General features: G+C 53.9%; 16 protein-coding genes. 10 read left to right on the top strand and 6 right to left on the bottom strand.

Translation table 11 applies throughout. The annotated features are described in order from the left end of the window. Position 1 precedes the first annotated feature (1 nt). The gene (locus tag J0A68_RS16135) at positions 2-1576 is read right to left on the bottom strand and encodes a sulfatase family protein (protein ID WP_206579265.1); all 1575 of its coding nucleotides are present in this window, start codon (positions 1574-1576) and stop codon (positions 2-4) included. A gap of 234 nt (positions 1577-1810) precedes the next feature. On the opposite strand from J0A68_RS16135, the gene J0A68_RS16130 reads away from it, so the two are divergent. Beyond that, the gene (locus tag J0A68_RS16130) at positions 1811-3622 is read left to right on the top strand and encodes a right-handed parallel beta-helix repeat-containing protein (protein ID WP_206579264.1); all 1812 of its coding nucleotides are present in this window, start codon (positions 1811-1813) and stop codon (positions 3620-3622) included. Between the two features lie 35 nt (positions 3623-3657). Here the strand turns inward: J0A68_RS16130 and J0A68_RS16125 are convergent, their stop codons facing one another. The 4 genes from J0A68_RS16125 to J0A68_RS16110 all read right to left on the bottom strand — a co-directional run bounded on the left by J0A68_RS16125 (position 3658) and on the right by J0A68_RS16110 (position 8407). Next, positions 3658-4182: a VanZ family protein gene (locus J0A68_RS16125; RefSeq protein WP_206579263.1), complete on the bottom strand. Its 525-nt coding sequence runs from the start codon at positions 4180-4182 to the stop codon at positions 3658-3660. A gap of 40 nt (positions 4183-4222) precedes the next feature. Then, positions 4223-5116, bottom strand: a complete 894-nt coding sequence (locus J0A68_RS16120; RefSeq protein WP_206579262.1) for an NAD-dependent epimerase/dehydratase family protein — start codon at positions 5114-5116, stop codon at positions 4223-4225. A gap of 233 nt (positions 5117-5349) precedes the next feature. Next, complete coding sequence (gene lysS, locus J0A68_RS16115) at positions 5350-7053, bottom strand: lysine--tRNA ligase (RefSeq protein ID WP_206579261.1); 1704 nt, start codon at positions 7051-7053, stop codon at positions 5350-5352. Between the two features lie 175 nt (positions 7054-7228). Beyond that, entirely contained in the window at positions 7229-8407 is a 1179-nt protein-coding gene (locus J0A68_RS16110) for a proline dehydrogenase family protein (RefSeq protein WP_206579260.1), read from the bottom strand. Positions 8408-8983: 576 nt separating this feature from the next. Here J0A68_RS16110 and J0A68_RS16105 point away from each other — a divergent pair. The 7 genes from J0A68_RS16105 to J0A68_RS16075 all read left to right on the top strand — a co-directional run bounded on the left by J0A68_RS16105 (position 8984) and on the right by J0A68_RS16075 (position 16217). Continuing rightward, positions 8984-10081, top strand: coding sequence for a chorismate mutase (locus J0A68_RS16105; protein WP_206579259.1), 1098 nt, complete (start codon positions 8984-8986; stop codon positions 10079-10081). 82 nt (positions 10082-10163) lie between these two features. Beyond that, complete coding sequence (gene aroB, locus J0A68_RS16100; RefSeq protein WP_206579258.1) at positions 10164-11207, top strand: 3-dehydroquinate synthase; 1044 nt, start codon at positions 10164-10166, stop codon at positions 11205-11207. 18 nt (positions 11208-11225) lie between these two features. Then, positions 11226-12458: a 3-phosphoshikimate 1-carboxyvinyltransferase gene (locus tag J0A68_RS16095; RefSeq protein ID WP_206579257.1), complete on the top strand. Its 1233-nt coding sequence runs from the start codon at positions 11226-11228 to the stop codon at positions 12456-12458. Then, a complete protein-coding gene (locus J0A68_RS16090; RefSeq protein WP_206579256.1) occupies positions 12455-13279 on the top strand; it encodes a prephenate dehydratase in 825 nt (274 codons plus the stop codon). The genes J0A68_RS16095 and J0A68_RS16090 overlap by 4 nt, the downstream gene beginning before the upstream one ends. After that, positions 13276-14424, top strand: a complete 1149-nt coding sequence (locus J0A68_RS16085) for a pyridoxal phosphate-dependent aminotransferase (RefSeq protein ID WP_206579255.1) — start codon at positions 13276-13278, stop codon at positions 14422-14424. Before J0A68_RS16090 ends, J0A68_RS16085 begins: the two co-directional genes overlap by 4 nt. Positions 14425-14430: 6 nt before the next feature. Then, positions 14431-15279, top strand: coding sequence for a prephenate dehydrogenase (locus J0A68_RS16080; protein ID WP_206579254.1), 849 nt, complete (start codon positions 14431-14433; stop codon positions 15277-15279). Between the two features lie 98 nt (positions 15280-15377). After that, complete coding sequence (locus J0A68_RS16075; protein ID WP_206579253.1) at positions 15378-16217, top strand: DUF2490 domain-containing protein; 840 nt, start codon at positions 15378-15380, stop codon at positions 16215-16217. 61 nt (positions 16218-16278) lie between these two features. On the opposite strand, the gene J0A68_RS16070 is transcribed toward J0A68_RS16075, so the two are convergent. After that, positions 16279-16641, bottom strand: coding sequence for a four helix bundle protein (locus J0A68_RS16070; RefSeq protein ID WP_206579252.1), 363 nt, complete (start codon positions 16639-16641; stop codon positions 16279-16281). 110 nt (positions 16642-16751) lie between these two features. On the opposite strand from J0A68_RS16070, the gene J0A68_RS16065 reads away from it, so the two are divergent. Beyond that, positions 16752-17723 carry a Kelch repeat-containing protein gene (locus J0A68_RS16065; RefSeq protein ID WP_206579251.1) on the top strand — a complete coding sequence of 324 codons (972 nt, stop codon included), beginning with the start codon at positions 16752-16754 and terminating at the stop codon, positions 17721-17723. Between the two features lie 27 nt (positions 17724-17750). Then, positions 17751-18077 carry a low molecular weight protein tyrosine phosphatase family protein gene (locus tag J0A68_RS16060; protein WP_206579250.1) on the top strand — a complete coding sequence of 109 codons (327 nt, stop codon included), beginning with the start codon at positions 17751-17753 and terminating at the stop codon, positions 18075-18077. Positions 18078-18084: the final 7 nt, after the last annotated feature.

Raw genomic sequence — 18084 nt, 5'->3', positions numbered from 1 at the left:
ATCAAGGCAAGGCCCAGCGGGCTTTTTGGATGACATCAAACCGGACTTCGACGTCGTTGGCCTGCTTTTTCCCTTTTCGGCTCGTACCCCGCTCGACCACGGCGCGAAGCTCCCGCTCCAGCTGTGCGGCAATATCCGGATGGCGCTCCAGCAGGTCATTTCGCTCCTCAGGATCCTCGCTGAGGTTGTAGAGTTCCACTTTGGCAGGCTTCCCCCGAGAGAGGCCCACATTCTTCTCCGGCAGGAGGTAGACGATTTTCCAGCCGCTACCATCCCGAAACGAGAACTCTCCATGATTGGAATGGCTGACGAGCGCAGTCCGCCCGGATGTGGTTTGTTCACCCAACATGACCGGCAAAAAACTAAAGCTGTCCTCCGCTTCGTCTGGCCTCGGTGAGCCGCCGCCGACCAACTCCTGGACGGTAGCATACACATCGGTCAGGCACAGGAGTTGATCGCTGGTCGTGCCAGCCTGCACTTGGTCTTTCCACTTGACGATGAAGGGAACCCGATGCCCCCCTTCCCAAATATCGCCCTTGAAGCCCCGGTAAGGACCGCTGGGGAGGTGCCCGGCCTTCAGCAGTTTGTCCAGATCCGCGTAGTAATTGTGCCCGTTGTCCGCCGTGAACAGCACCAGGGTATTGTCCGACAGGCCCGCCTCCTCTATGGCCTTCAGCACCTGTCCCACCGACCAGTCGGTCTCCATCACAAAGTCGGCGATCGGCGCGATGCCACTTTTCCCCCTAAACCTCTCAGAAGGTGCCACCGGCTCGTGGGGGGAAGTCATGGAAAAGTACAGGAAAAAGGGCTGCTCCTCTTTGCTCCGCTCATGGAGATAGTCCACCGCCCGACGGGTGAGCTCCGGCAGGATCTCGTCAAACTTCCAATCCGGCGCCATAGGCATGTCATCAAAGATCGGCGGCAAAAACATCCCCTCATACGCTGTCTTTTTGTACCGAGCCGAGGGCTGGATGTAGACCCGGTCGTTTTCGATAAAGGTAAACGGGGGAAAATTGGGGACGTCGGTACCAAAATAATAGTCAAATCCGTGGGCAATCGGCCCTCCCGCTATCGGCTGGGTGTAGTCCCATTGAAATTTCCTCAAAGCATTCCCCTCAGCCATCATGCGGCTGGCCTGCTTCCCGGGCCAGTTCCAGCCCAGGTGCCACTTGCCGATACAGGCGGTAGCATAGCCGTTTTGCCGCAGCATTTCGGGCAGGGTAGTCCGCTCCTCCCGAATCAATGGAGGCTCATAGCTGGCCAAGACCCACTCCTGGAGCGGAGTCCGCCAATTGTACCGCCCGGTGAGAAAGCTGTAGCGGGTGGGGGTACACACCGCAGAGCTGCTGTGGGCATCCCCGAAGCTCATCCCCTCCCGCACCAATCGGTCCAAATGGGGCGTAGGAATTTTGTTTTGGGGATAAAGTGCCTGGATGTCCCCTACCCCAAAGTCGTCAGCCAAAATCACCACGATGTTGGGCTTGCTTCCCTTCTGCTGGGCAAAAAGCCCATGGACGACCGCGACGGTAAAGACTGTGGAAAACAAGAGGCTAAGGAAGAGTTGGACAGGTTTCATTTAGGATGAATTTTTCGTTGACGGCAAGAACACAGCCGGAGCCGAGGCCCATCTTGCACAGAAAACCCAAGGGGACGGCGAAGGCAATTTCACAAAAAAATCCAGATATTTGGACATTTGCCCTAACTAATTTACTTTCATCCAAACTTGTCCAAAACCTCCTCCCTTTTGAAATCCGTGCACTTTCCACCCGTCTACCGGTTATCCTCGTTTGACCTGAGAATCCTCCAGATCATGTTTTTCCTTTCAGCGGCCTTCCTTACGGGAGCGCTTTCTGCAACAGAACTCCACGTCGCCAAGACCGGCAAGGACAACCAGCCGGGAACGAGGGAATTCCCCCTATTGACCATCCAGGCTGCCGCAGCACTAGCCCAGCCGGGGGACGAAATCGTCGTCCATGAGGGCATCTACCGAGAGCGAATCAACCCGCCTCGGGGTGGCACTTCCGAAAGCTCCCGAATCATCTATCGGGCGGCAGCGGGAGAAAAGGTAAGCATCAAGGGCTCGGAGCTGGTCTCCGGTTGGGAAAAAGCGGAAGATGGGGTGTGGACCGTCGTCCTTCCCAACACGTTCTTTGGAGACTTCAACCCCTTCGATGACGTATTATGGGGAGACTGGTTTTACAACCAAGGCAGGCTGCACCACACCGGGGCGGTGTATCTCAATGGACACTGGCTGAGGGAAGCAGAAACGAAAGCGGATGTTTTTACATCCGGTGAAGAAAAACCGGCTTGGTTTGCCATCGTCGACGGCAAGGAAACTCGGATTTGGGCGCAGTTTGGAGACCGTAATCCCAACGAGGAACTGGTCGAAGTCAATGCGCGGCAGTCGGTCTTTTATCCCGAAAAGCCTGGCATCGACTACATCACCGTCAGGGGGTTCACACTAGAGCAGGCGGCTAGCCCCTGGTCTCCGCCTACCGCCGAGCAAATCGGACTGATCGGCACCCACTGGTCAAAAGGCTGGATCGTCGAGGACAACACCATCCAATACGCCTCGGCCGTGGGGCTCACCCTCGGCAAACACGGGGACGAATGGGATAATCGGGCCGCCACCGCCTATGGCTACACCCAAACCATCGACCGGGCGCTACAGCAAGGCTGGTCCCGCGAAAACATCGGCGGCCACCGTATCCGAAAAAACCACATCCTACACTGCGGACAGGCCGCTATCGTGGGAAGCATGGGGGGAGCATTCTCCCAAATCACCGAAAACGAAATCCACGACATCTACCTGGATTGGCCCTTTGGTGGACTGGAAATGGCCGCTATCAAGCTGCATGGCCCCATCGATACGGAAATCAGCCACAACCATATCTACCGCACCGGTGCCTACGGGATATGGCTGGACTGGATGAGCCAGGGAACCCACGTCAGCGGCAACCTGATGCATGACAATAGTTTCGACCTTTTTGTGGAAGTAAACCACGGCCCCTTCGTGGTGGATCACAACCTCTTCCTGTCGGAACTTGCCCTGCGGGAGTCCAGCGGAGGCGGCGCCTATGTCCACAACCTCTTTGCCGGAGAGATCAGACGACGTGCCGAAAGGGTCCGAGAAACTCCCTACCACCGACCCCACAGCACGGAAATCATCGCCCTCTCCAAGGTGATCGGGGACGACGAGCGCTTTTACAACAACCTGCTTGTGGGCAGCAAAGGGCTGGTCGTGTTCGAGGAAGAGGCGGAAAACCTACAGGCCGCCGGCAATGTCTATCTGGGTGGTGCCATCCCCAGCCGCTACGAGCGAGACGCCCTGGTATTGGAGGATGGGCAATCTCGGCTGAGTCTGGAAAAGCGTCCCGACGGCTGGTGGCTGTGCATGAAGCTGGACAGCCAATCCGTGAACAAGGCCAAAACCTTTCCCATCGGCACCTCCACCCTGGGAGAAAGCATGGTCTCAAAAGCGCGCTTTGAAAATCCGGATGGCTCAGCGCTAGAGCTCGGTCTGGACTACTTCAAAAACACCCGGAATTCCAAAAGTCCCAGCGCGGGGCCTTTTACCCTGAAAAAAGAAAAAAACCTGGAGCTGCGGGTGTGGCCCAAATAGCATCCTTGCTATCGGGCGGCGTACCTACTCCTGATCTAGTTGAGCAGGCTGCTTGCGGCGATGGCCATGATGACCGCAAACCCGTTGAAAAACATGTCCTCGGGGTCGAAAGTCCGGTTGGGCAAAAAGAACTGCAGGACCTCGTCCAGCAGTCCGATCAGGACTCCAAGACCTATGGCCAGCAAGGCGGGACTGAGAGAGGGTTTCTTGTTGGTCGATCTTTCCAGCAGTGCCCGGTGGAGAAAAACCGCCAACACGCTGTATTCGATCAGATGGCTCCGCTCCGGCGCTCCCAGCCTAAAAAAGAACATGACATATACGGCGGCGATCCCCAGCAACACGGACATTTCGAACTTGCCGGGCTTTGTCCTCCATCCGTGTAGCAGAACGGCAGTCCCGGCCAACAGCATGCCGAGCACAAAAATGACCGCCTGGAGATTTTGGTCACGAAGTTGGTTTGCCAAAGGCCTGCCCATAAACAGCGTGGCATAGATCGCCGCCACGGTCAGCAGCACCCAAAGCCAAAGTCGTCTCTCACGAGCTGAAGTAAACAAATCCATCGCCGCATCATCTATCCAAAATCACCTACGGGACTGCTGCCTATTCCCAGTCCAGGTATTTTCTCCAATTGTGCTGCTCCCGAAAGCCCAAGACTTCTTTGATTTTTCGGTTGGAAAACAGCGCCTCATGCTCTCCCAGCTCCCGCTTGATCGGCACTCCGGGAAAGAACCTTTCCGCCAGCTCCTTGCTGGGAATCACCGCCCCGTTATGGTCGTTTCCCGCATTGAAGACCTGAAAGCCCAAACCGTCTTTTTTCAGGCACAAGTCCACGATCTGCCCCAGATCCCTCGCGTCGATGTAGCAGAAGGCATTGCGACGGCGCACCTCAGGATGGCGGAAATAATGCGGAAATAGCGAAGCGTATTCGTGAGGTTCGATCACATTGCCGATTCTGAGGGCGTAGATATCGACCCCTGTCCTCCGCTGGAAAGCCCTCGCCGTTTGTTCATTGACCACCTTGGAAAGCCCGTAGCTATCCATGGGATTCACATCATAGTCCTCGTCCAGGGGAAGGTAGTCGGGGTCTGTTTTCCCGTCGGAAAAACAGATGCCATAGGTGGTCTCCGAGGAGGCGATGATGACCTTCTTGATCCCGAGCTTTACGGCAGCCTCGATCACATTGTAGGTCCCAACCGTATTAGCACTGAAGGTCTCATTGTCGGGCTTGATCAAGATGCGCGGCACAGCCGCAAAATGCACGACCGCGTCAAATCTAGGAACACCGGTCCCGGGCTCCATCTCATCAAATCCGGCATACATGCTCATCGCATTGAACATCTGGCCCGAATCTGTGATATCGGCAGTCAGGTTGTCGACTCCAGGATGATTTAGAGGAGTGAGGTCCACATTTAGCACCCGATGGCCCTGAGCCAGAAGGTAAGGAACGACGTGCTTTCCGGCTTTGCCGGAGCCTCCGGTGAAAAGGATGCGCATACTGCTTGGGGTTATTTGGGTCAGACTTGTCAGGACAAAATACGAAGGAATTCAAAACCTCGAAGAATTTATCCGTTTCAAATCCTTACCAGACTAGATTAAAAAGTGACACATGGACATACATAAAAGCGAGCTTATCAAATCAATATTAAAGCCCCATCAAAAGCTTGGGCATGGGACAAAAAAACAAAACCGGGCCTTCCAGCCCGGTTTTTTTTTTATTCAGCTTTTCATCAAAGCAACTGTACCGTCAATAGGTCTCCGTCTTTTTGGACTTTGGCGAGCTCCTTTTGGGCCAGGCCTTTCATGGCCACATCCCACTTCTTGCCGCTGAGTCCGGCTTGGCCTTTCAGCTTGGCCAGCTCGATCGGATGCTCTTTTTTCAAAAGCTCCAGCACCAGCTTTTCCTCTTCGGTCAGCTCGACGGCCTTTTTCTCCGGTCTCATCTGAGGGAAGAACAACACTTCCTGAATCGTGGTATTGTTGGTCATGAGCATGGTGAGTCGGTCGATCCCGATTCCCAAACCGGAAGTTGGAGGCATACCATACTCCAAGGCGCGAAGGAAATCCTCGTCCATGGCCATGGCCTCGTCATCACCTCTTTCGGCCAGCTTCAGTTGATCCTCAAAACGCTCACGCTGATCAATCGGATCGTTCAGCTCAGAGTAGGCGTTTGCGATCTCCTTTCCATTGACGAACAACTCAAAGCGCTCCACCAATCCTGGCTTGCTTCGGTGCTTTTTGGCCAAGGGAGTCATCTCAATCGGATAGTCTGTGATGTAGGTCGGCTGGATCAGGTTGGCCTCCACTTTTTCTCCAAAAATCTCATCCACCAGCTTGCCTTTGCCCATCGTCGCATCCACTTGGATTCCCATGTCGGCACATACCTTGCGCAGACCTTCCTCGTCCATCTCGCTCACGTCGATGCCGGCGTATTCCTTGATCGAGTCGTACATGCTCAGCCTTCTATACGGCCCTGCAAATTCGATCTCGTTTCCACCCACTTTGATCTTGGTCTTGCCGTGGATCGCCTCGGTGACTTGCTCGATGAGCTCCTCCACCATCTCCATCATCCAGATGTAGTCCTTGTAGGCCACATAGATCTCCATGGAGGTAAACTCCGGATTGTGGGTGCGGTCCATGCCTTCGTTTCGGAACATTTTCCCAAACTCATAGACCCCATCAAAGCCACCGACAATCAATCTCTTCAGATAAAGCTCGTTGGCGATGCGCAGGTAGAGCGGCATGTCCAGCGTGTTGTGGTGCGTATGGAAAGGACGCGCCGCCGCGCCGCCGTGCACGGCTTGCAGGATGGGAGTCTCCACTTCCAGCCAGCCATGGTCGTCAAAGTAGCGACGCATCTGGGAAATAATGCGGGAACGGGTGACAAAAGTCTTTTTTACCTCGGGGTTCACCGTCAAGTCCACGTAGCGCTGGCGATAGCGAAGCTCGGGATCGGTGAAGCCATCATACACATTGCCTTCCTCGTCACGCTTCACCACCGGCAGGGGTTTTACCGCCTTGGACAGAATCTTCAATTCGGTCACGTGCAGGGAAATCTCACCGGTCTGGGTGGTGAAGATGTAGCCTCTTACCCCTACAAAATCCCCCAAGCCGAGCAACTTCTTGAAAACGGTGTTGTAGAGGGTCTTGTCCTCGTCGGGGCAGATGTCATCCCTGCGCACATAGATCTGCAGGATACCCGTGGAGTCCTGGATCTCGGCAAAAGATGCCGACCCCATGATCCTGCGGCTCATCAGCCTTCCGGCGATGGAGATGTCCTTATAGTCTGTCTTCCTGTTTTCGTAATTTCGGTGAATGTCCTCCGCAGTGACATTGATGGGGAAAGCCTCCGCCGGATAGGGATTGATCCCCAGGGCCATGAGCTCTTCCCGGTCTTTTCTGCGTTCGATTTCCTGTTCGCTAAGAAGTTGCATTATATAGATTTGAGATTTGAGATTCGATATTTAAAATTTGGCTCGCTGCCGACCACGTACTTTTTACTACGCTGCGCATGGAAACTAAGACAAAAGATTGCCGCGCTCCTGCGTCGCTCGCAATGACGTCCAACTGCCCACTGAAAACTGCTTACTGCGCACTGAACACTGCACACTACCCCTTGCCTTTCCTTCTCTTCATCTCCCTTCGGATCAGATCAAACTCCCGACTGCTCTGCCCCGCGATGGAGGTGTTTTCAGCCGCCCGGCGCGTCAGATAGGGCATCACCTTTTCGACCGGGCCGTAGGGCATGTATTTGGCCACGTTATATCCCGCATCGGCGAGGTTGAAGGAGATGTTTTCGCTCATGCCGTAGAGCTGCGCAAAATACACGCGCTCATCGGTTGGGGAGATGCCATGGATATTCATCAGCTCGGTCAGCTTGCGCGTACTGGCTTCATTGTGCGTGGCGCATACGACATGCACGCCGTTTTCCACACAAAACCCAATCGCCGCATCGTAGTCCCGATCGGTCGCCTCCTTATTGGGCTGGATGGGATCGGTGTAGCCTAGCTCCTCGGCCCGCTCCCGCTCCTTTTCCATATAGGCTCCCCGCACGGGCTTAGCCCCTAGCAGATAGCCTTTTTGGGCAGCTACTTCCTGGGACTGCCGCAGTCGGCCCAAGGCATCGTGGCGATACATCTGGTAGGTGTTGTACACCACACAGCGCTCCCGGTTGTACTTCTCCATCATGTCATAGGTCAGGTCGTCGATCACGTCCTGAAACCAGCTCTCCTCCGCATCCGACAGGATCTTGATGCCCAGGTCATGGGCGGCTTTACAAAGCCGCTCCACCCGTGCCTTGGTCCGCGCAAAAGCCTGCTCCTCAGCGGCGCTCAGCTTTTCCCCGGCCTGCATCTTCTCCATGATGTGGTAATCTCCCAAGCCCGTCACCTTAAATACCCCAAAGGGCATGTGGTCGGTCTTGGCCGACTCGACCAAGGTCTGGTAGATCTCCTCACAGGTCCTGTCAAAGGACGCCTCATCCCCTTTGCCCTCCACGGAGTAGTCCAACAGCGACCCCACCCCATACTGGGCCAGTCGCTTGCTGGCTTGGATGCTCTCCGCGATGGTCTCGCCTCCGCAGAAGTGACCAAACATGGTCCGCTTCATGATTCCCTTCACCGGGAGCTTGAGCTTAAAGGCCAAATTGGCCAGCCCTATGCCGAGGTCAGAGATCAGGTTGTTGTTTAGCGTGGCAAAGATCACATACATTTTCCGGAGCTCTGCATCGGTTTTGGAAGCAAAGGCCACTTCTAGATTCTCGAAAGATATTTGGGGTTTTACAGACATAGCGCTGTTTTAAGGCTGCAAAGATATCAAAAAAAACAGCTTAAGCAGGCGGATTGTCAGGCGGAAGCGGTCCGGAAAAGCTCCGGATTGCCGCCGCCGCAGGCAAGCGGGCGAATGAGGCGCCTATCCCGGGAAAAATACCAGCCCAAGGGTTCGCCTTCCGGCGAAGAACCGTGTCGCCAATTTTCATTTTATGGATAGCCGAAAAGAAAAAATGTAAATACAGGAAAATATTTTTTCCAGAACATAAAAAACAGATCAAACAGATATTCAGAATATTATTTTGAATCAGGGAAAAATTTTTACCGATTTAGAAAAAAATCAATGAAACCCATACTTGATTGTCAAATAGTCAATAAAGCATCTGAAAAATTAATTTTGTTTTTAAATGGCCTCCGCCTACATTTGGGGCATGTTAATCACAGCAGCGATCTATTTTACCTTCTTTTACTTTTACTTTCGAAGCCAAAATCGAATCGGAGCTGTGTATTGCCTAGCCAAAAACTAAAAGAAAATAAAACACAAAAAGCCCGATTCGAAAGAGTCGGGCTTTTTTCATTTCAAACGCTCAGAACTATGAAGCCGCACAAACAAATCAAAGATTGGGGATTGGGACTCACTACCCCGCTGATCATCGCTGGACCTTGCTCCGCGGAGACGCCAGAGCAGATCGAGCAGATCTGCAAGGAAATGAAAGAGGAAAACATGGTACCCCAGCTCTTCAGAGCCGGTATCTGGAAGCCAAGAACCAGACCTGGATCTTTCGAAGGCGTGGGTGAGGAAGGCCTCAAGTGGATGGAGATCGTTCGCCACCACCTCAATATCCCCATCACTACCGAAGTGGGCAACGCCTCACACGTAGAGCTGGCTTTGAAACACAAGGTGGATGTGCTGTGGATCGGTGCCCGTACCACTGTCAACCCATTCGCCGTACAGGAAATCGCCGAGGCACTTCGCGGTGTGGACATCCCCGTGATGATCAAAAATCCCATGAACCCCGACCTGGAACTCTGGATGGGCGCTTTGGAAAGAATGTATGCCGTGGGCATCGAAAAGCTAGCCGCGATCCACAGAGGCTTCTCAGACGCCTACGACAAGCGCTTCAGAAACAAGCCGAACTGGTCTATGCCTATCCACCTGAAGCGTCAGTGGACAGGAATGGAAGTCATCAACGACCCTTCCCACATCGTCGGCCGTAGAGACGGACTCCTTGAAGTGGCGCAAAGCGCGATGAACTTCGGACTGGACGGCCTCATGATCGAGACCCACCACGATCCAGACAAGGCTTGGTCTGATGCCAAGCAGCAAGTGACTCCTGCCCGACTGAAGGAAATGATCAGCTCCATCGACTTCAAGGAATCCCTGGAAGCAATGAAGCCTGACGAGAAACTCCAGGATCTGAGAAGAGCGGTAGACCACCTGGATGACCAGCTGCTGGACATCCTGCAGGAAAGATTCGCGGTGATCGACCAGATCGGCGCGCACAAGCGGGAGCATCACCTGTCTGTATTTCAGTCTGACCGCTGGAAGGACGTGATGGAGAGCCGCACCCAAAAGGGCGTGGCCAAGCACCTGAGCGAGAAGTTTATGAAGGAGTTGCTTTATTGCATCCATGAGGAATCTGTGAAGCGCCAGGAAAAGCAACTGCGCGAAGGAGAAGCTTTGAAGAAATAAATCTGCTCTCATACCGGGAAAGCAGTCCCTTCTGGAGACTGCTTTCCTTACCTTTAGCCTACACCGATAACCCCCCAGCCCCTTGGATCCTGTCATTTTCACCTCCGAGGCAGAGCAGACGCTTACGGAGATTTTAGCCTCGCTCTCTTTTTCCAGACTGGTCGTCCTGACCGACAGCAACACGCAAACCCATTGCCTTCCCAAGATCTCCCAGGCCTTGCCCGAGGACACGGTTTTCATCAGCGTTCCGGCTGGGGAAATCAACAAAAACCTGCAGACCTGCTCCCTGATCTGGGAGAAAATGACCGAGGCAGCACTGGACAGAAAAGCCCTGATGCTGAACATAGGAGGTGGCGTCGTCACCGACATGGGGGGATTTTGCGCGAGCATCTACAAAAGGGGCATACGCTTCATCAACATGCCCACCACCCTGCTTTCCCAAGTGGATGCCAGCGTGGGCGGAAAACTGGGCATAGACTTCCAGGGACTGAAAAACCACCTCGGCGTGTTCAATGAACCCGAGACGGTCCTCATTGCCCAAGAATTTCTCGGGACACTTCCCCAGGCCGAACTTCGCTCCGGCTATGCGGAAATACTCAAGCACGGGCTGATCCGGGACAAAGCCTATTTCCTAGAACTGAAGTCCGAAAGCTGGGAAAGCCAAGACTGGGAAAAACTCATCTACCACTCGGTCGCAATCAAAAACGCCGTGGTCACGGCCGACCCCAAAGAAGCCGGACTTCGCAAGATCCTGAACTTCGGACACACCATCGGCCATGCCTTCGAGTCCTACTTTCTGGACACGGAGGGCCATCTCCTCCACGGCGAGGCCATTGCACTGGGGATGATCTGCGAAGGATTCCTTTCCTTCCAAAAAGTCGGATTCAGCTTTGAAGAGCTGGACCTGCTCAGCAAAACCCTGTTTCAGATCTATGGGAAAGTGGACTTTTCCCCCGAAGAGCTCGACCCCATCCTCGACCTTTGCCTGCAAGACAAGAAAAACGAGGGCAGCACCGTGCTGTTTTCCCTGCTGAACTCCATCGGCGACTGCACCTACAACATTCCGGTCACCCGCGAAGAAATCCGCGAGGCCATCCTCTACTATCACAATCTCAAAACGGCCTAAGCCCTGACTACTCAAACCATGACCCTACTTCGCCTCAGCCAAAAAAGCGAATTTGCCCCCAGCCGTATTCCGCTTCCCTCCTCCAAGAGCGAATCCAACCGCGCCCTGGTCATCGATGCGCTGACTGAGGGAGAAAACACCCTCAGCAACCTCGCCGAGGCCCGTGATACCCAGACCATGATCCGCCTGCTGAAGAGCAGCCCGCCGGTCTTTGACGTGCTGGACGCGGGCACGACCATGCGTTTTTTGACGGCCTATGCCACCGTGACCAACCAGAAAAAGGTCATGACCGGCACGGCCCGCATGTGCGAGCGCCCCATCGGCATCCTCGTGGACGCGCTGCGCTCCATAGGCGCGGAGATCCATTACCTCAATGCGGAGGGCTATCCTCCCCTGGCCATCCACGGCCTGCCTGAGCAGCTTACAGACAAGGTCAAGATCCGCGGAGACGTCTCCAGCCAGTACATTTCCGCCATGCTGATGATCGCTCCGATCTTGCCCCAGGGCCTGGAAATCGAGCTTGAAGGCAAAGTGGGCAGCCGCACCTATATCGAGATGACCCTGGAGCTGATGACTCAGTTTGGCATCGAGTACAGCTGGGAGGACAACAAAATCCGGGTGGCGCACCAAGCTTATCAGCCTACCGCTTTCGCTGTGGAAAGCGACTGGTCTGGCGCCAGCTACTGGTTTAGCCTCCTGGCCTGCGCGGACGAGGGAGCCTTGTTTTTGGAAGGCTTGAAGGAAAACAGCCTCCAAGGCGACTCCGCGATCGTGGAGATCATGGAGTTTCTCGGCATAAAATCCACCTTCGAGAAGGGCGGCGTGTTGCTGAAAAAGCAGCCGGTCAAAGGATTGAAAAAGTGGGATTTCACCCACTGCCCTGACTTGGCTCAGACCGTGGCGGTGACCTGCGCGATCTTGGGACAGGATGCCATTTTCACCGGACTGGAAAGCCTCAAAATCAAGGAAACCGACCGAATCTACGCCCTGCAGCAGGAGCTGGCCAAATTCAACGCCGAGCTGCGCGAGATCGAGCCGGAAGTGTACCAGGTCATCCCATCGGTGACGATGCCTTCCAAGGTGCAGATCCACACCTACGACGACCACCGCATGGCCATGGCTTTCATGCCTCTACTTACCAAAACCGAAGTGCTCATCGAGGATCCGGAAGTGGTCAACAAGTCCTACCCGAGCTTTTGGAAGCATTGCGAACTGATAGGAATCTCCACCGAAAAACCGGAAACTGCATGAGCCTGAAGATTGCCATCCAGGGCGTGCCCGGATCTTTCCACCATCAGGTGGCGCTCAGAAACTTCGGCGAAGGCTGTGAGATTCTGCCTTTCAACACCTTTGAGCCGGTGGCCAAGACCGTCGCAACCGGAGAGGCTGACTTTGGCGTGATGGCCATCGAAAACTCCATCGCCGGTGCCATCCTGCCCAACTACGACCTGATCGATCGCTACGGGCTTTATATACGGGACGAATACTACCTGCCCATCGCCCATCAGCTGATGGCTTTGCCGGGACAAACCATCGAAGAGATCACCGAAGTCCGCTCCCATCCAATGGCCCTGCTGCAGTGCAAGACCTTCTTTGCGAAGCACCCACACATCACCCAATACGACGACGTGGACACCGCCCTCGTGGCCCAGCGCATCGCCGAGGGACAGCTGAAGGGTACGGCGGCCATCGCCAGTGTGATCGCGGCCGAGATCTACGGACTGGAGATCGTGGCGCCGGACATCCAGACGGTGAAGGAAAACTATACCCGCTTCATCATCCTGCAAAAAGAGAAAGTCCAGACCAAGATCCTTCCCAACAAGGCCTCTTTCAAAGTGACGATCAAAAATCAGGCGGGAGGCCTGGCCAAGCTGCTCACGATGCTTGCAGACAAAAACCTCAACCTGAGCAAGATCCAATCCATCCCCGTGATCGAAAAACCCTGGGAATACGCCTTCTTCATCGATGCGGAATTCCGTGATTACAACCAGTTTCGCGAAGCCATGGACCTGATCACCGGCGACTTTGGAGACTTGAAAATATTTGGCGAATACAAAAGCAGCAAAAAATGAAGGGATTTGCCAACCGAATCAATACGGTAGAAGAATACTACTTCTCTGCCAAACTCCGCGAGGTGGGCCAGATGGTCTCCGAGGGAAAGCCCGTGATCAACCTGGGCATCGGCTCTCCAGATCTCGCACCGGACAAAACGGTGATCGAAGCGCTGAAAAACACCGCCCAAAATCCCCACGCCCACGGCTACCAGAGCTATCAGGGGATTCCCGAGCTGCGTGCCGCCATGGCGGGATTCTACTCCAGAGAATATGGCGTCGACCTCAATCCGAGCAAGGAAATCCTGCCGCTCATGGGTTCCAAAGAGGGAATCCTGCATATCAGCACGGCTTTTTTGAATCCCGGCGACCAGGTCTTGGTGCCCAATCCGGGCTACCCGACCTATACCTCCGTGACACGACTGCTAGAAGCGGAGCCTGTTTTCTACGAAATTGACCTGGAGAAAAAAGGCCGGCCAATGCTGGAGGAACTGGAAAAAACCGATCTCAGCCGCGTGAAGCTGATGTGGATCAACTATCCCCACATGCCCACCGGCGTAGCGGGATCACGGGAAATCCTCGCCGAGCTCATCGCCTTTGCGCAGCGCCACCAGCTCGTCCTCATCAACGACAACCCCTACAGCCACATCCTCAACGAGGAGCCACTGAGCATACTCGGCTTGCCTGGCGGAAAAGAGGTCGCGCTGGAGCTTAATTCGCTTAGCAAAACCTTCAACATGCCTGGCTGGCGAATCGGCATGCTCTGCGGCAGGGCCGACTGGGTCGAAGCCGTATTGAAAGTCAAGTCCAACATGGACTCGGGCATGTTTCTCGGCTTGCAAAAGGGTGCCATCGCCGCACTCAGCCTGGGTCAAAGCTGGTTTGCGGAGCAAAACGAAATCTACACCAGCCGCAGAAAACTGATCTGGAAGCTGGCCGAAAAGCTGGGACTGAGCTATGATCCCAAGGCCACCGGACTTTTCGTTTGGTGCAAAATGCCGGAAGGCAAAGCCGCCGAGGAGCTGGTGGACTGGCTGCTGTACGAAAAAAACATCTTTATCACTCCGGGTAAGATCTTCGGTTCGGCAGGCAAAGACTACGTACGCTTTTCGCTCTGCATGCCCGAATTCAAAATCCTGGAGGCTATCAACCGTATCAAACCCTAAGCTGAAATGAAAAAAATACACATCATAGGACTGGGACTTTTGGGAGGTTCATTTGGCCTGGGTGCCAGACAAAAATTCCCCGAGCTGGCCATCAGCGGCTTCGACTCCAATCCCCAACACCTGAAGGATGCCCTGACGCTGGGCATTATCACTGAGGCAAAAGAAACTCCGGACGCGGACACGGATCTGGTCATCTTGGCTACTCCGGCCGACACCCTGGGAGATCTTTTGCTCCAAACTCTGGATCAGGTGGATGAAAACTCCCTCGTATTTGACCTCGGCTCCACCAAGGCCAAGCTCTGCCAGCTCATCGCGGAGCACCCCAAGCGCAAGCAATACCTTGCCGCACACCCCATTGCCGGCACGGAGTACTCAGGACCCAAGGCGGCCTTTGCCGAGCTGCTCGACCGCAAGGTGATGATCGTCTGCGAGCTGGAAAAAACCGACCTACATCTCAAGGAAAAGGCCTACAAACTCTTTGACGCGCTGAACCTGAAGCTGCGCTTCATGGATCCTGAGGAGCACGACCGGCACCTGGCTTTTGTCTCCCACCTTTCCCACATTTCCTCCTTTATGCTGGGAGAGACGGTGCTGCAGAAGATGGCTGATGAGAAAAACATTTTTGACATGGCCGGATCGGGTTTTGCCTCAACGGTGCGTCTGGCCAAGTCGAGCCCTGCCATGTGGGCACCCATTTTCACCGAAAACAAGGAAAACATCCTCGCTGCCCTGGACGGCTACATCGCCAACCTCCAAGCTTTCCGTGAAAAAATCGCCTCTGAGGATAGCCCCGCACTCTTCGACAAAATGGCCGAAATCAACAAAATCCGGGATATTTTGGATCTGGGTAAATAGCCAGTCGAAACGAGTTTTTTGATGGAATGGATTAGATTTGCTTATTGGGCATACTGATCCATTCCTTTCTTTTTTCCGACTTTCAAACAGACTTTTCCATGGTCGAGCTTGTAAAAAAGGGCATCCCAAACCTGGCGCAGTGGTTTGCCCTCCTCATTTTCCCACTGACCCTTACCATCCTTCCCCAGAGGTTGGCGGCCCAGTCCGAGCCCAGCTATCAGTTGGGATTCATCCCTGCCTCCATCGGGGAAATAGATGTCGCCTTTCCGCTGGCGGACAAATGGAAGCTCTCCGGGCAAGTAGATATGCAGCTCGTCACCCAAGGCGCCTACACCAACTCCAACCCATTTGCCTACGTGCAGCGCTTCGTGATCCGGCCCTGGCTGGTTTACTCTGGGTTCAAGCACATGAAGTTTTACGTGGGCTATGCGAGAAACAAGAAGTATGAAATCGAGGAGGCTGGCAATCCCGAAATCCTGGAGCGGAGACTGATTTTGATGGGAACCTACATGCAAAATCTGCCCAAGGGAAGCCTTTTTGAACAGGTACGTTTCGAGACTAAGTTCTTTGAAGATCAGAACGGAATACAACGCACCATCCCACGACTACGGGGCAGATTTGGGGTAAACCATTACTTGCGGCAGGGCGAAAACCCGATTTTCAAATCGGCCAACATTTCCTACTACACCGAGGTCATGTTTAAGTTTCCATCTAAGGATTATGCCGAAAACAGGTTTGACATCCTCAGACAATCTGTGTACTACAGCGCCGGCGTCACCAAAAACCTGCATGTCCTCGCGGGGATCATCGCGCAAATGCAGCTTCGCAGCAATGGCCATCAATTTGACGTGTACTACGGACCTACCTTGGCGCTGAAGTGGAATTTCAAGCATGTGACTCGGGACACCTTTGATATGGTGTCCAACGATATTGACTGATCCAATGTCGGATTTTTGATTTCTGATTTCGGAGCAAATCACAAATACCAACGTTAGACTGCTATTTTGAAGCTTTTTGATTCCTCCGGGTGGTATTGATCGTAGCTACCACGATGGATAACAGCTCATTGCACTCTTTCCAAAGCGGCTCCACTACTTCGGGTTTCGCCAAAGACGACTCGGAAATCAACTCCAACCAATACAAGGTCTCGTCCGACTCCTCTTCCACTATTCCCAGCTTTGCAAGAAATTCAGCGGCAGAACGTCCTCTTAACGCTGATCTATAGTTCGCTCCCATTGAAGTCGAAGATCTAATAATCTGGTTACTAAGCGTAAAAGTTGAATTCCTCTTGGGCAGGGACTCGCAAAGTGATATGACGCTCAAGGCGAATTTTTTAAAGCGAATTTTCAGTTGCTCTTTCATGCAAATTCAGCGTTTGCGATATTGAAAACCTTTGAGACGCGACTTCTATCTGAAATTCGAAATTTTTCGGTAATGCGCCAACCGAAATCCCCAATCTGAAATCCGAAATCATGAAACCCATCCTGACTGCACTCCTTTTCTTCTTCATCCTCCAACTCCACGCCCAGGAGTCGTGGACTGTCGTCACGCCGAAGACCGAAGCCACTCCGCGCCATGAAAATTCCTTTGTAGCATGCGAGGGCAAGCTTTATTCCCTAGGTGGACGTGGCAAAAGGCCGGTCGAGGAATACAATCCCAAAACCAATACCTGGACGAAGGTAGCCGACGCTCCCATGGAGATCAGCCACTTCCAGGCGGTCAGCTATCAGGGGGAAATCTGGGTTATCGGCGCGCTGACGGGCGGCTATCCCCATGAGACACCGATTGCAAATGCGTTGATTTTCAACCCCAAAACCAAGACTTGGAGAGATGGTCCCAAGCTTCCCGAAAACAGATTGCGCGGCTCCGCTGGGGTCTTTGTCCGCAAGGACAAGATCTATGTGGTCTGCGGCATACAGGACGGACACTGGGATGGATTCGTGGCTTGGTTTGACGAGCTGGACCCAAAGACCGGCAAGTGGACCACCCTCCCCGATGCTCCTAGAGCCAGAGACCACGTGAGCGCGGCCATGGTCGGCGACCGGCTCTACCTCGCGGGAGGCAGAACCTCCAATGCAAAAAACAACCGGGTGATCGACACCACGATCAAGGAAGTGGACTACTACGACTTCAAGACTGGCACCTGGACGACCATCGATGCCGGCATCCCTACCGAGCGCGCGGGCAACTCCAACCTGGGAATCGGCCCTTACCTCATCGTAATGAACGGGGAAAGCGGCGTACAAGTCCCGGCCCATGCCGAAGTGGAAGTCCTCGACACCCGCAGCCATACCTGGAGCAAGCTGCCCAACCTACTCCAAGGCCGACACGGCACCGGAGTGGCGTATCTGGACGGAAAGATCTACGTCCAAGCTGGCTCCGCCAACCGCGGCGGTGGCCCGGAGCTCAGCGAGATGGAAGTGATGGAATGGAAGAGCAAATAAACCTCTACTAACATTAATCGAGCTAACGTGAATTTGCTTTTTGTATGTAGCAGGAATCTATGGAGAAGCCCAACAGCCGAAGCCATATATAAAAACCGGCAAGGAATCACTGCGAAATCCGCCGGCACCGAACCTTCCGCCAAGACCAAAGTCAACGCAAAGCTGATTGAATGGGCCGATGTGGTTTTTGCGATGGAGAAAAAACATAAGCAACGACTCGTCCAAAAGTTTCCCCTTGAGACCTCCCATAAAAAAATAGTGGTTCTCGAAATACCTGACGACTACCGATATATGGATGAAGAGCTCATAGAAAGCATTACCACATCAGTTTCCCCCTACCTGAAAGGTTTGTAGTATCTTA

Origin of the sequence: Algoriphagus oliviformis, assembly GCF_017254915.1 — a bacterium.
Classification (GTDB): Bacteria; Bacteroidota; Bacteroidia; order Cytophagales; family Cyclobacteriaceae; genus Algoriphagus; species Algoriphagus oliviformis.
The sequence above is the reverse complement of the archived record's forward strand: the minus strand, read 5'-3'. Positions and strand labels throughout refer to the sequence as shown.

Bases quoted from the DNA above. Each gene is read 5' to 3' on its own strand.
- J0A68_RS16090 (WP_206579256.1), top strand. From the start codon at position 12,455: ATGAGCCTGAAGATTGCCATCCAGGGCGTGCCCGGATCTTTCCACCAT.
- J0A68_RS16080 (WP_206579254.1), top strand. From the start codon at position 14,431: ATGAAAAAAATACACATCATAGGACTGGGACTTTTGGGAGGTTCATTT.
- J0A68_RS16085 (WP_206579255.1), top strand. From the start codon at position 13,276: ATGAAGGGATTTGCCAACCGAATCAATACGGTAGAAGAATACTACTTC.
- lysS (WP_206579261.1), bottom strand. From the start codon at position 7,053: ATGCAACTTCTTAGCGAACAGGAAATCGAACGCAGAAAAGACCGGGAA.
- J0A68_RS16075 (WP_206579253.1), top strand. From the start codon at position 15,378: ATGGTCGAGCTTGTAAAAAAGGGCATCCCAAACCTGGCGCAGTGGTTT.
- J0A68_RS16130 (WP_206579264.1), top strand. From the start codon at position 1,811: ATGTTTTTCCTTTCAGCGGCCTTCCTTACGGGAGCGCTTTCTGCAACA.
- J0A68_RS16095 (WP_206579257.1), top strand. From the start codon at position 11,226: ATGACCCTACTTCGCCTCAGCCAAAAAAGCGAATTTGCCCCCAGCCGT.
- J0A68_RS16065 (WP_206579251.1), top strand. From the start codon at position 16,752: ATGAAACCCATCCTGACTGCACTCCTTTTCTTCTTCATCCTCCAACTC.
- J0A68_RS16105 (WP_206579259.1), top strand. From the start codon at position 8,984: ATGAAGCCGCACAAACAAATCAAAGATTGGGGATTGGGACTCACTACC.
- J0A68_RS16120 (WP_206579262.1), bottom strand. From the start codon at position 5,116: ATGCGCATCCTTTTCACCGGAGGCTCCGGCAAAGCCGGAAAGCACGTC.
- J0A68_RS16135 (WP_206579265.1), bottom strand. From the start codon at position 1,576: ATGAAACCTGTCCAACTCTTCCTTAGCCTCTTGTTTTCCACAGTCTTT.
- J0A68_RS16125 (WP_206579263.1), bottom strand. From the start codon at position 4,182: ATGGATTTGTTTACTTCAGCTCGTGAGAGACGACTTTGGCTTTGGGTG.
- J0A68_RS16110 (WP_206579260.1), bottom strand. From the start codon at position 8,407: ATGTCTGTAAAACCCCAAATATCTTTCGAGAATCTAGAAGTGGCCTTT.
- J0A68_RS16070 (WP_206579252.1), bottom strand. From the start codon at position 16,641: ATGAAAGAGCAACTGAAAATTCGCTTTAAAAAATTCGCCTTGAGCGTC.